This window comes from Cyclobacterium lianum (assembly GCF_900143075.1).
GTDB classification, from domain to species: Bacteria; Bacteroidota; Bacteroidia; order Cytophagales; family Cyclobacteriaceae; genus Cyclobacterium; species Cyclobacterium lianum.
In genome coordinates, this window is record NZ_FRCY01000019.1 from 31701 (window position 1) to 45232 (window position 13532).

General features: G+C 47.5%; 10 protein-coding genes. 4 read left to right on the plus strand and 6 right to left on the minus strand.

What is annotated here, in order from left to right:
- Positions 1-122 precede the first annotated feature (122 nt).
- From nirB to BUB19_RS21355, 4 genes are all read left to right on the plus strand, one after another.
- Positions 123-2618, plus strand: coding sequence for a nitrite reductase large subunit NirB (gene nirB / locus BUB19_RS21340; protein WP_178371545.1), 2496 nt, complete (start codon positions 123-125; stop codon positions 2616-2618).
- A 56-nt stretch (positions 2619-2674) separates the two neighbouring features.
- Positions 2675-3052 carry a nitrite reductase small subunit NirD gene (nirD, locus tag BUB19_RS21345; RefSeq protein ID WP_073097617.1) on the plus strand — a complete coding sequence of 126 codons (378 nt, stop codon included), beginning with the start codon at positions 2675-2677 and terminating at the stop codon, positions 3050-3052.
- 139 nt (positions 3053-3191) lie between these two features.
- On the plus strand, positions 3192-5009 hold the full coding sequence (locus tag BUB19_RS21350) for a sensor histidine kinase (protein ID WP_073097619.1): 1818 nt from the start codon (positions 3192-3194) through the stop codon (positions 5007-5009).
- A 9-nt stretch (positions 5010-5018) separates the two neighbouring features.
- Complete coding sequence (locus BUB19_RS21355; protein WP_073097621.1) at positions 5019-5699, plus strand: response regulator transcription factor; 681 nt, start codon at positions 5019-5021, stop codon at positions 5697-5699.
- A 14-nt stretch (positions 5700-5713) separates the two neighbouring features.
- Here the strand turns inward: BUB19_RS21355 and BUB19_RS21360 are convergent, their stop codons facing one another.
- The 6 genes from BUB19_RS21360 to BUB19_RS21385 form a co-directional block, all read right to left on the minus strand.
- Positions 5714-7042, minus strand: a complete 1329-nt coding sequence (locus tag BUB19_RS21360; protein WP_178371546.1) for an MptA/MptB family glycosyltransferase — start codon at positions 7040-7042, stop codon at positions 5714-5716.
- An 11-nt stretch (positions 7043-7053) separates the two neighbouring features.
- Entirely contained in the window at positions 7054-7941 is an 888-nt protein-coding gene (locus BUB19_RS21365; RefSeq protein WP_073097623.1) for a hypothetical protein, read from the minus strand.
- 67 nt (positions 7942-8008) lie between these two features.
- Positions 8009-8725 carry a glycosyltransferase family 2 protein gene (locus BUB19_RS21370; protein ID WP_073097624.1) on the minus strand — a complete coding sequence of 239 codons (717 nt, stop codon included), beginning with the start codon at positions 8723-8725 and terminating at the stop codon, positions 8009-8011.
- A gap of 78 nt (positions 8726-8803) precedes the next feature.
- Positions 8804-10276, minus strand: a complete 1473-nt coding sequence (locus BUB19_RS21375; RefSeq protein WP_073097626.1) for a cellulose synthase family protein — start codon at positions 10274-10276, stop codon at positions 8804-8806.
- A 1-nt stretch (position 10277) separates the two neighbouring features.
- Entirely contained in the window at positions 10278-11822 is a 1545-nt protein-coding gene (locus tag BUB19_RS21380) for a 4Fe-4S binding protein (RefSeq protein ID WP_073097628.1), read from the minus strand.
- 119 nt (positions 11823-11941) lie between these two features.
- Positions 11942-13291 carry an NAD(P)/FAD-dependent oxidoreductase gene (locus BUB19_RS21385; protein ID WP_073097629.1) on the minus strand — a complete coding sequence of 450 codons (1350 nt, stop codon included), beginning with the start codon at positions 13289-13291 and terminating at the stop codon, positions 11942-11944.
- Positions 13292-13532 lie beyond the last annotated feature (241 nt).

Here is a 13532-nt window from a genome sequence, read left to right on the forward strand (position 1 = left end):
TTTTTTACGTAATTATACGTATTTTAAAAAAATGTTTTTACCTTAGCAGTCGAATTAGAGATCAATATTCAGCTAAAATACCTAGAAAAGCAGGGACCTTATCCATCAAAAAATTGAAAGGCATGACAAGAGTAATAGTAATCGGAAACGGCATGGTAGGATACAAGTTTTGTGAAAAGCTGGTAGCCGCATCTTCAAAAGGAGACTTTCAGCTCACTGTTTTTGGCGAGGAACCCTGGCCTGCCTACGACAGGGTACATCTGAGTAGCTATTTTACCGGATCCGATGTAGATGCACTGAGCCTTGCACCTAGATCCTGGTATGAAGAAAACGGAATTGATCTGAGGACAAATGAGCTTATTGTTTCCATAGACAGAAAACTAAAACAGGTTTTAAGCCATACAGGAAAAGTGATGGCCTACGACAAGCTGATCCTGGCTACCGGTTCCGGTGCCTTTGTCCCGCCCATTGGTGGAGTGGAAAAAAAGGGAGTTTTTGTCTACAGGACGATCGAAGACCTGGACGCCATCATGGCATTTGGTAAAAAAGCAAGATCGGCTGCAATAATTGGCGGGGGACTTCTGGGCCTGGAAGCGGCCAAAGCTACCATGGACATGGGACTAAACACGCATGTCATCGAGTTTGCACCGAGATTGATGCCGCGCCAACTGGATGCTGCCGGAGCGGCTGTGTTGAAGTCCAGACTGGAGGAATTGGGCATTGCCATACACCTGAATAAAAACACCCGGAAAATCCATGGGAACGGCAAGCTCACCGGTTTGGAATTTGCTGATGGCGCAGACCTCTCCGTAGACATGTTGGTCATTTCTGCAGGTATCAAACCGCGCGACGAACTCGCCAAAACCTGTGGGCTGCCTACTGCAGCCCGGGGCGGAATAATAGTAAACCAAAACCTGCAATCTGAGGCGGATGACAATATTTTTGCCATTGGGGAAGTCGCCTCCTGCCAGAACATGATCTATGGGCTGGTCGCACCCGGCTACGAAATGGCCAGCCAGGTAGTCAACCAGCTTTGCGGCAAAACAAGCAGGCCATTCCTGGGTTTTGACATGTCTACAAAATTAAAGCTAATTGGAGTCGATGTCGCTAGTTTTGGAGATCCATTTGGAGAATCTGCTCCGTCCAGAACGATAGTATATGAAAATAAGCGTTCCGGAATTTACAAGCGGATTAACATCAGCCCGGATGGCAAACGCCTTTTGGGAGGTGTATTGGTCGGCGACGCCCAGGCCTACGGCATGCTTCTACAAATGACCCAAAACAGTATGCCCCTACCGCCCAATCCGGAAGACCTGATCCTGGGCAGTCGGGGCGGCAAAGAATCCGGCGGAGCCGGACTGGAAGGCCTCCCTGCCGAAGCACAGATTTGCTCCTGTGAAAATGTGACCAAAGGAGATATCTGTAAGCTGATCGAAAACGAGGGCTTGAGCCATGTGGAGGAAATAAAATCCTGCTCCAAAGCCGGCACGGGATGCGGGGGTTGTGTGCCTATGGTGAACGATTTGCTCAAGATGCAGCTCAAGACCCTTGGCAGGCAGGTGAAAAATAATCTATGCGAACACTTTCCCTATACGAGGCAGGAGCTGCTGGACCTGGTAAAGGTCAGGGAAATCAAGACATTCGACCAGTTGATAGACCAGTTTGGACAGGGAGATGGCTGTGAGATCTGTAAGCCTGCTGTGGCCTCCATTCTCGCCAGCACCTGGAACGAACTGATTATCAGGCAGGACACCATACAGGACACCAATGACCGGTACCTTGCAAATATTCAGAGAGGAGGCACCTATTCGGTGGTACCGCGCATACCTGGAGGTGAAATTACTCCCGATAAGCTGATTGTGATCGGTCAGGTAGCGAAAAAATACGGCTTGTATACCAAAGTAACCGGCGGACAGCGCATAGACATGTTTGGAGCCAGGGTGGATCAGCTACCAGATATCTGGGAGGAGCTGATCGTTGCAGGATTTGAAAGCGGGCATGCCTACGGCAAGTCGCTGAGGACGGTTAAGAGCTGTGTAGGTTCTACCTGGTGCCGCTATGGTGTGCAGGACGCAGTCTCTTTTGGCATCAGAGTAGAAGAACGGTATCGCGGCCTTCGATCACCCCACAAATTGAAAGGTGCTGTGTCGGGTTGCATACGGGAATGCGCCGAGGCCCAAAGTAAAGATTTCGGCCTCATCGCCACCGAAAAAGGCTGGAACCTGTACGTTTGTGGCAATGGAGGCTCCAAGCCTCAGCATGCCAGATTATTGATCAACGATGTCGATAGCGAGACCGTGCTGAAATACATTGACCGGTTCCTGATGTTCTATATCCGTACCGCCGAGCCGCTGAACAGGACCGCCACCTGGCTCAACAAACTTGAGGGAGGCATTGATTACCTGCGGGAGGTGGTGGTAAACGACTCCCTGGGAATAGCCGAAACGCTGGAAAGGGAAATGGAATTTATGATACAAACCTATGCCTGCGAATGGAAGGAAGTGGTCAATAATCCCCAACTAAGGGCAAAATTCAAACACTTTGTCAATGACGATGAAGGAGATCCCTCTATAGCCTTTCAGGAAATGCGGGGACAAAAAATCCCTGCTTCCTGGTGAAAATGATGCCCATATGACCAATGCAACCGAAGTTGAACATCCAATAGATTGATATCATGTCAGCAAAACTTGAAAAAAACCAAACCACAGCCAATTCCCAACCCACTACCTGGTTCAAGGCCGCTCCGGTAAGTGCCCTTCCTGAAAATGGCGGTGCGTGCATCAAATACAAGGACCTGCAAATTGCCGTTTACAATTTCAGCCGCAGAAACGAATGGTATGCCTGCCAGAATCTCTGTCCCCATAAAATGCAAATGGCGCTTTCGCGTGGAATGATCGGATCACAGGGAGACGAGCCCAAGGTAGCCTGTCCTTTTCACAAGAAAACCTTTTCCCTCAAATCCGGTAAAAACCTGAATGGCGACACCTGTGATATTGCTACTTATCCGATAAAAGTCGAGGACGGTTATGTGTATATCGGTTTTGAAGAGTAGTTTTTAATCTTCATTTATCAAACAGCAACCGCTCCCCCTGGCAGGAATTGATGGACGATTCCTGCTTTTTTGTTGCTCCTTCGCTGTCGCATGATGGTTTTTTAAGTGATTTTACGTAATTTTAGGTAGGCTAGACAATATGGAAAATCCAGAAGCACCCGAAAAACCAACTTTTGAAAAACTGGGACGGTATTACCTGGTGGCCCTCTGCGCCATTGCCATCAGTATCATCATCAGCCAGGTGCTGGTACAGAAGTTTATCTCCGAACAGAAAAACGATTCCCGGGTAGTCAATCTCTCCGGCAGGCAGCGCATGCTGAGCCAGAGGATCAGCAAATGTGCGCTGCTGTTAACCGACAGCCTGGCAGCACCGGAAAGAAGAGCCATCCTGGACGAACTGGAACTTGCCCTGGAGGAATGGCAGGATGCCCATCAGGCTTTGCAACATGGCAACGCGGCATGGGAAATTTCCGGCAAAAACAGCAGCAAAACCGCTGCCCTTTTTGTAGATATAGAAGCGGATTTTCAGCTTATCAGCAATGCAGCTTCCAATATGGTCAGGCAGCTCCGCCAGGATATTCAGCTACCTGCAGCAGCATTGACAAACGATATCCGAACCATCATCCAAAGAGAATCTGACTTTCTCCGGAAAATGGATCTCATTGTATTTCAGTACGATGAAGAAGCGAAGGCCAAAGTACTAAACCTCAAAAATATCGAACTATTTCTGCTGGTGATTTCTCTGGGAGTCATTTTGTTTGAAATATTTTTTGTATTCATTCCTTCTGCAAAAACCATCAGGCAAACTTTCATGAAAATGCTCCGCTCGGAGCAAAAATCCAAAAAGATGACCCTGCAATTGAGCGCATTGTACAGTTCGCTGGAACAGGCCTATCAGGACCTGCTCGAAGTAGATGTGCAGGTAGACGATTTCACCATTTTTGCCCGTTGCCATGCAGATGGTGACTTTAAGGATTTTTCAGACCATTTCCTCTCCCTTATGGAATTTGGGTTAAATCGTCCCAAAAATCTATTTGGCTGGCTGCAACAGCAGGGTTATCCTGCAGAGTACCTTAAAAATATCCAGGCTATGGTCAACGGAGGTGAATCCTGGAATGGAGAAATCAAACTTGTAAACGAAACGGGTGATTTTGTCTGGCTCAAAGTCAATTTGATCCCCACTCAAAACGCTTCAGGACAGACAGATAGCATCCTTATGGTCAGCACAGATGAAACGGAGAAAAAGGAAGCTGAGGCCATTTCCCGGGAAATCAACAGGGAGCGGATAGAACAAAAGGTAAAAGAACAGCAATTCCGATCGGCACTGATCCTGGAGGGGCAGGAAGAAGAACGGAAGAGAATTTCCCGGGACATGCACGATGGTATCGGACAATTACTTTCCGGTATGAAATTCAATCTGGAGGGAATCCAATCGGTAAGTTCGGACTTCGAAAAGGAAAAACTTAAAACCGCCAAAGATCTGCTGAAAAGTATCATCCGGGAGGTGAGAAGGATTTCTTTTAATCTTACCCCAAGTGCCCTCTCAGACTACGGTATTGTTCCTGTATTAAATAAATTTGCCAGGGAAATCAGCAAAATCTCGGACCTGAACGTTAGTTTTGAAAACAAAACGGGATTTTTGAGCAGGTTAGAAGGGAAGGTAGAAAACAACCTGTACCGTATTTGCCAGGAAGCCGTAAACAATGCCATCAAGTATGCCTCTGCCAGCGAAGTGAAAATTATCATCGCCCACAATTCCCAAACCCTCCACCTGGAAATAGCGGATAATGGTAAGGGATTTGACCTGAAAAAGCTCGAAGAAAAGGGTCATTTTTCTGCGTCCGGGCATGGTTTGTTTAATATCCGTGAGCGGGCCAATTTTATTAACGGACAATGTGAAATCATAACTGAACCAGGAAAAGGCACCAGCATCAATATCAGCGTGCCATTGGATTAAACGATCAATATGGAAAAGATAAAAGTAGTATTGGCTGATGATCATGTAGTGGTACGTGATGGCATCAAAAATTTACTGGAAAATGAAGGAGGCATCAAGGTGGTGGGTGAAGCATCCAATGGGGAGGAGGCGCTTTCGGAGGTGGAAAAATTAAAACCAGACCTGCTCATCATAGACATTCGCATGCCGGTAATGAATGGGCTGGAAGCGACAAAGAAGCTATCTGAAAAGGCAGGCCCGACCAGGTCGCTTATCCTGTCCATGCACGATGATGAAGATTATATCCTGCAATCCATAGAAAGCGGTGCGTCCGGATACCTGCTCAAAGATACCAGCAAGGAGGAATTCCTCAAGGCCATCCATGCAATTCATCAGGGAGGGAAGTATTTCAGCGGAGACATCAGCCAGGTGCTGGTCAACAGCTACCTGAATGTCCGCGACCGAAAGGTGATAAAACCATTGGGCACTGGCAGACATTATGACATTACCAAACGTGAAAAACAGATACTTAAAATGATAGCTGACGGGATCGGCAACAAGGAAATCGCCCAACAATTGGGGAAAAGCATCCGGACAGTAGAGACCCACCGTTTTAACATCATGAAAAAACTGAAAGTAAACAATGTGGTCGAATTGCTCAAGAAAATAAAGGAGGAGCCGGGGCTTACAGATCAGATAGAAAAAGCCTGAATACGAGACCGGGATTAGCGCTTGGAAACCCTGCCACCGGAAAGGCTGTTTTGGTACATATGTTCCCGATAGGCAAACAGGCCTACAGCCAGACCCAGGAGAATGTATTCTACAGCGACTATCCATAAATTTTCTGTGTATCCGGGCTGAGCATAGGCCTGGTAGGACAGAAACACCAGACCAGACCAGACCACAAAACTACGGTTTGGAGTCAATACACTGAGGCCCAGAGCGGGAATCAGATACCAGGGGTGAATGGTGGTTTGCAGTAGTAAGAAAACCAGATACATCCATACCATTTTCCTGGCCAGGGCATCCCCGGTGAATGTGCGCTGGTACAAACCCATCCACAGCAGCAATAGGGCCGCGAGCAAGTTAAGGAATGGGCCCAGGTAGGCAATGGGGTTATAATCGACGAAAGATGAGGCCAACCATCGGATCAGGTAGTAGATCGATGCATTAAATTCGAAGGTGCTCTGGTACAGGCGAAAGCTTTGGTAAAAGTTTTTGGCTCCACCAAAAAAGAAAACCGGACTCAGGAGCAGAAAGACAAAAAAAGAGGCTGTCAGGAAGAAATTCCAGAATTGTTTGCTGTCCCAGAAGCGAATCCATACAGGAGCAAGGATGAGCGGATTTAGCTTTATGGCTATGGAACTTGCCCAGCTTAATCCCGAACCAGCCACATTGCTGCGGCCAAAGCAATAAATGGTCAGTAATAAGCCAGTAAGTACAAGACCCTCAAAATGTAGGTTTCCGGTCAGCTCCATGATAACCAAAGGATTAAATGCATACCAGGAAAGCTGATGGGCAGGCATGCGCCAGTGAAAAAGCAGCTTTTGCATCAACCACAAATTGATTCCCTCGCCCAGCAGCAGGCAGATTCTCAAAGCCAGTACATTGTAAAAAACATGCTCACCAGGCAATGCTGCCAGCCAGAAAAAAAACTGGTGCAACGGTGGGTAAAGGGAATAATAACGGGGAGAGTTCATGTTTTCCAGCAAAGTGTGCCAGTAGTCATTTTCAGGAATGGCATTCACTAAAACCGGAATTTCCTGATAGGGATTGATGCCCTGCAGGAGCAGCTGCCCGTCGAAGAGGTAGCGGTAAAAATCATCTGAGAGGCCTGGAATAGCAGCAAGCAATAGCAGACGCAGTCCCATGGCCAGGATCACCACCAAAAATGGGGAAAGACCACTTTTTTTATGAATGCTGACCAGGTACAGGTAACAGGCAAATGCAAGGGCATACAATCCGAGCAGTTCCTGAAATGCGGTTCTCGGAAACCAGTATCCCATTCCCAACAGGCCCAGAGAGATACCTGTCAAACAAATTGCAACTTTCAAAAACCCCAAACTTATGGATTCAGTTTCAGCTCATCCCTTAAAAATTCATCCTCCAGTGCATTTCTGGTCCAGTAATCGATTACCTTCACCGCTTTCCTTCTGGCACGGGTCACTTCCTTTTCTCCATTTTCCAGAGTACGGATTTCCTCCCAGCCCAGGATCGGATAAGGAAATTCCTTTTCAAAATCGATCCTGAGTTCCCGGTTTCCGGAACCATAGGTCACTTCCAGTTGCCGGCGGTTGTTGCTGCTGTTTGTCAGGCGTACAAAAGCTTCTTCGGCCTCAAATTCCTCGTGGGTAAATCTCTGGTTGACCAATGAGGGCCACATCTGAACGCTTCCGGTAGGGATTTGATTTGGGTTAATACGGATCAGATTCCACAAGTCATCTTCCGCCAATCCGCTCACCGAAAAGCTTTTGTCCCCCTCTTCTTCAAAATAGGAAAACAACTCTCCTGAATAAGAATCTCCGCTATTGAGATTCACCTGAGTAAAGGACTGCCCACACCATTCCTGGGATGAAGCTGTGAATTTGACGCCCTGGGAGGCCTCACGGGTAGGGGTAAATGCAGACAGCATCATGTGATAAGGGTAAATACCAGTAATAAAGTCTCTGGTCTGGTTCATTTTGATGACGGAAAGCTTATCCCTTCCTACCGCGTCAGGGTTATCCAGTTTCACCTGCTTGCTTCTTGAAAAATCTTCCGTCACAAAGATCAGAACCGCTTCGCCTTCCCTTGGCTCACCGTAACGGTACTGGGTCAGGTCATAGCTGCTGATCTCAGCCTGCCCCTGAAACCAATATTCTCCCCAGGCGTCAAAGTCTACTCCTTCCCGCTGAGGCCTTGCGCAGGCGAGGATTACGAAAAACAGAAAAAACAAGCTGATACTTTTGTTCATGAGCTATCCATTTTTAAGTGAATGTAAAGAAAAAAAGAGAACTTCCCTATTCTCCTGCATGCAATCCTCACCTGTGCTTCCAGAGCGTCCACAGGATTTTGTATCCAGCTCCCAATACCCCTTTTACTGTTCCACTGACTTTGGAAACTCCAATTCGCTGCCGGTAGCTGACCGGCACTTCGGTATACCTCAGGCCCATTTTTACGGCTTTGATTTGCATCTCTATCGTCCAGCCAAAATTCTGATCGCACATATTGAGCCGCCGCAATTGCTGCCAACGGATCGCTCTGAAGGGGCCCAAATCGGAAAAACGGGCACCAAACATTCGCCGCATCAGACGGGTTGCCAGCCAGTTGCCAAAAACCTGTGGCATGGTCATGGATCCTTTTTCCTTCCTGCCCCGCGCCCTGGAACCGATCACCATGTCACAGTCATCCACTACCAAGGGTGTAATCAATTGGTGCATTTCTTCAGGATAATCGCTGTAGTCTGCATCCAGAAAGACCAGAATGTCCGGAGGGCTTTCCAGTGATGCCAGGTATTCTATACCCTTTAAGCAGGCTTTGCCATATCCCTTTTGTGGCTCGTCCAGTACAATAGCCCCAGCCCCGGCGGCTACCAGGCGGGTATCGTCGTTAGAATTGTTATTGACTACCAGAATGTGCCTGACAAAGGCCGGTATTGCAGTGATGACCTTACCGACTGCATTCTCTTCGTTAAAAGCCGGGATAAGTACATCTATTTGTAGGTTACTGAATTGAGGTGATTTCTTATTTGCTGTCATCAATTGTCATTTTGGCCTGCTCTTTTGTATTTATCCGCACAGCAGGCATACGGGATATCTCGCGATAAAATCCATCCTTTATGCACCGGGTTTTGCCAGATAACTTCTGAAAGATGCCAGGCTGACCATTCCGAAACCTATGGCCAACATGCCATGGAACAGCAGCATTTCATAGGTGGCAGTATACAGCGACAAACCCACGAGGATAAGAAAAACAGCTGCGAGAATGGCCTCGAAATATGTACCAGCAGGAACTTTGAGTTGGTGGTAGACATTGCTTACCCAGGGCCCGGTCTTTTCGTCCAGATTGTATTTGGGAGTACGGATAAAGGGAGATTTTCTACCAGACAGCCCTTCCCATACAGCCTGGGCATTGTGTACGGATAGCCCCATAGAAACGGAAAGAAAAACCGGCAACTCCCACAGGTAGCGCAGCAGGCCTTTCGCCGAGTAGTTGGCCAGAGACAGGTTGGCAAAGAAATACACTGCAGCGATGACAGTGAAACTCAGAAGAAATAAGGCCGCTGCCTTAAAATAAATCGCTGGGATCAAGCCCTGATAAAATCCCCACCAAACAGGAATGCTGCTGAGGCTTAGCAGCAGTACAGCAATGAAAATTGTAGAATTGAGCAGGTGGGCGGCAGCATGAATCTTGACCTTTGTGGGAAAGGAGCCCAGGAGCACACTTTTAAGGTGCTTTACGGCACATTCCGCCCCTCCTTTAGTCCATCGGAATTGCTGGGATTTGATGGCAGACATGACAGGAGGCAGTTCTGCCGGAGAAACTACGTCTGGCCGGTACAAAAATTTCCACCCCTTCTGCTGTGCGCGATAGCTCAGGTCCAGGTCTTCGGTGAGGGTATCGTCCTGCCAGTTGCCGGCATCCAAAATGCAGGCTTTTCGCCAGATACCTCCTGTACCGTTGAAATTGATAAATGCCTGCTGGGCATTTCTCCCCATTTGCTCCACCATGAAATGGGCATCCAGAGCAAAAGCCTGCAACCGGGTAAACAGGGAATAATCTTCATTCAAATGGCCCCAACGAGACTGAACCATTCCGATCTCCGGATTGGAAAAATGCGGCACCATTTGCAGTAAAAACTGATCATCAGGAACGAAATCCGCGTCAAAAATGGCTACCAAATCGCCACTTGCCTGTCTGAGTCCGTCACGCAATGCTCCGGCCTTAAACCCATTCCTGTTCTTCCTGTGCAGGTATTTAAAATTGATATCGGGATAATTCTGAATGCATTCCTGAATAATGCTGGAGGTTTCATCGGTACTGTCATCTAAAACCTGAATTTCCAGCTTTTGTGCAGGGTATTTCATTTCGGATACTGCGGTGATTAATCTCTTCACCACGTATTTTTCATTGAATACAGGCAACTGGATTGTTACTGCGGGAAGCCCGGCATCCGACACCTTAGCCGGCGCCATACAGTTTCTTTTGAATCGAAAAAAGTGCCAGAGGAGCCCGGCCTGTGCCAGGCTGTAAAACAAAATAAAACACATGGCAAGGCCGTAAAGCCCTAAAAACAAATACATCCACATTTTATGATTTCACTTTTATCGACTCATTTCCTATGATAATCGGCATATCATTGACCCTTCCTGCTTCCTCACCATTCTCCAGTTTCAATACTCCCCTGGGACAGACCGCTGAACATACCCCACAGCCCACACAGGAGGAGCGGACAATGTTTTGCCCCCTTTGGGCGTACCAGCGAACGTCTATACCCATCTCACAATAGGTAGAGCAATTACCGCAGGAAATGCATTGACCGCCATTGGTGGTAATCCTAAACCGGGATTTGAACCGCTGTACCAACCCAAGATATGCTGCTAATGGACAACCGAAACGGCACCAGACCCGGTTCCCCATAAAGGGATAAAAACCTGTGCCTATAACCCCGGCAAAAGCCGATCCAATGGCAAAACCATATATGGAATGTAGCTGATCCGTCGCCTGCCCCAGAAGTGCAAATTCCATAAAATAATTGGCGATAGTCACAGCGGTCATCAATACCGCAAACACCAATACCCCGTGGACCAGATACCTTTCGATCTGCCAGGCCTTCAGGGATTTATCAGAAAGCTGTCGGTAGGGATCTCCGAGGGTTTCGGCCAGTCCCCCACAGCCACAAACCCAACTGCAATACCAGCGCTTGCCATAGAAATAGGTAAAAAGGGGAACCCCGATCAGTATCAGAATGATACCCCATATCAGCATAAACATCCCCAATGCGCCGGAGCCAAGCATACCTTCTATACGATATTCATAAAAAAACGAATAATCCAATGGCCAGATATTTTTGAAATCGTGCCAGGGCATGTTAAACAAGACCAGAATCTCGGGGATCAGAAAAGCAAAAGACAGTTGAAAAAACATAACGGATACCGTGCGGATAGTCTGGTAATTGTTGCCCTTATATTTCCGGAACATTCTGACCCCCATTACCAGGATGGCCAGGGTATAGATCAGACCATACAAAAACCATTGGCTGGCAGGCCCTCCGGACAGCAAAAGACTTATCGGGTCTACCATGATTACCAGGTTGGTAAGGTATTCGGGGTACCAGTACAAAATGATGTAAAACAGGATCAGGTAGGTACCGGTAATGATGCCCAGCCAACCTCGGGCTTTCATAGAGGAAAAATAAATCCCATCGTTCTTTATCCCCGCCGGTTCATTGCGGTACATGGGCAAGGTATACAGCAACCCGCCAAAAACCGCCAATCCTATGGACAAAACGAGAAAAAGGAGCGGAGCATCCGCCACCGGACTCATGGATGAGGCTTTGGTTAGCGGAAAAGCGTAATCATCCCAAATGACTTTGTCCCAGGCCTGATCCTCCTTCAGCCCTTCATTGTAGGTATCGAAATACCGGTTAAAATCCCTGACGAATGAAAAATTCGACGCATATCGCGTCCCAAACATAGGTTGCAGTACCTCCATCATCGCTTCCTGATGGATATCTTTGACTTGCTTCCTGACTTCAGAACGTTCCAATTGGTAAGTACCCAGGAAAGGTATGAGCGTGAAAGCGAGTAAACCGAAAAGGAAAAAAATTAATCCTGTATTTTGAAGAAATTTCATTATTTGTAATTGTTTCTGTAAAGTTATCAATCGTCCGGTATCAAGGTCGGATAAGCCTGTATAGCGCGCCAGCCCCTAAAGGCGTCCCGAGACATAGATTATTATCAAAATACCTGGTTTCAGGCTCTGGAACCGATCAATTTTTGAATAAAAGATCGCTTGGGAAGCTTTACCGCAGTCCCATTTTCCCGATTGTACTGATCCAATACCTGCTGGTGAAATTGCCGGTGAAACTCAGGGTTGAAATCTGCGCTGGACAATTGTTTCAAAACCCTTTCGGCTTTCCATCCTTCCCTGATTGCCCGGTCGAAAAATTCATGCCGCATTCTCCAGCCGAAGGCATTCATTCCCAGGATACAGTCTTTCTGATCAAACAGAAGCCTCAGCGCAACTTTACCTGATCCACTCTCCCAATAGAAAGAATGGTACGGCTCAGTCCATTTGGCCGGAACATGACCGTAGGTTTGGTATTCGATGTCAAAGAATTTGGCCGAGTTGAACCAAATTCCCGGCACATAGCTCACCTGCTTTTTGTGGGTAAGATTATGGGCCAGCGTTTCACCGTGCATGCGACCGGTGTACCACACCTGCTCTATGGTCTTGCGCCCCTCTCCGGGAGCTGATCTGAATTCGGCACAATCGCCAATGGCGTATACGCCGGGCAAATTGGTCTGAAACTTGTCGTCAACCAGAATGCCGCGGTCTGTGTCCAAAGGGCTATCTTTAAAGATATCTATCAGCGGGCTTACGCCAGCCGTAAGTCCCACAAACTGACAGTCGATGGTTTCTCCATCCGTGGTTCTTATGCCCTGAACAGCCCCGTTTTTATCTGAAATGATCTCCTCAAGAGAGGTTGCTAACCGGAGGTCCACATGGTGTTCACGTATGTGTTTGCCCACCAATGCCGCTTCCTCAACGGGAAGGATATTGTCCCAGAAACCATTCTCTCTCACCAGAAAAGTAACCGGGATATTTCTGGAACGTAACATCTCGGCCATCTCTACCCCGATCAGCCCCCCTCCTACCAACACCGCACGCCCGATTTTTCCGGTATTTTCTTCCATCTGCAAAAGATCCTGATAACTGTACAGGCCCTGAACACCCTTTAGATCCTCTCCCGGCCAGCCAAATTTATTGGGTTTGGAGCCAGTGGCGAGGACCAGGGTTTTGTAGCTCAGTTTTTCTCCACCGGCGAGGTGCAATTCCCTTTCGGTGAAATCTACCTGCTCTACCCAGGCAAGTTTGAGCGAAATTTTATTTTTCTCCCAGAAATCATCGGCGTAGGGTTTGGTATGCTCGTATTTCATGTGCCCCATATAGATGTACATCAGGGCAGTTCTGGAAAAAAAATGTCTGGTCTCTGCAGATACAATGGTGATCGGGATATCTGGGTCGTTTTTGCGAATATGCCTGGCACAGGTTACACCGGAAATTCCGTTGCCCAGGATAACGATGGTGTTGTCAGTCATTTGCGAAATTTCTCAGATTCTGGTTAAATGTGTACGGTTGGTTTTTTGTTTGGCCTCCTTTTAATTACAATAACAGACGAGTAGCCTTAGATTTCCTGACAAGTTGATCAAAATTTGGGACATAAAAAATATTAATAAGGGGTTTCAGGTTGGTCTGGTCCAGTACCTACCCGCCTCGACAGCTTCAAAAAGCTAGCGCGTAGGGAAAGCGGTACCCTGCCTGTAAAATTGAATTCCCAAT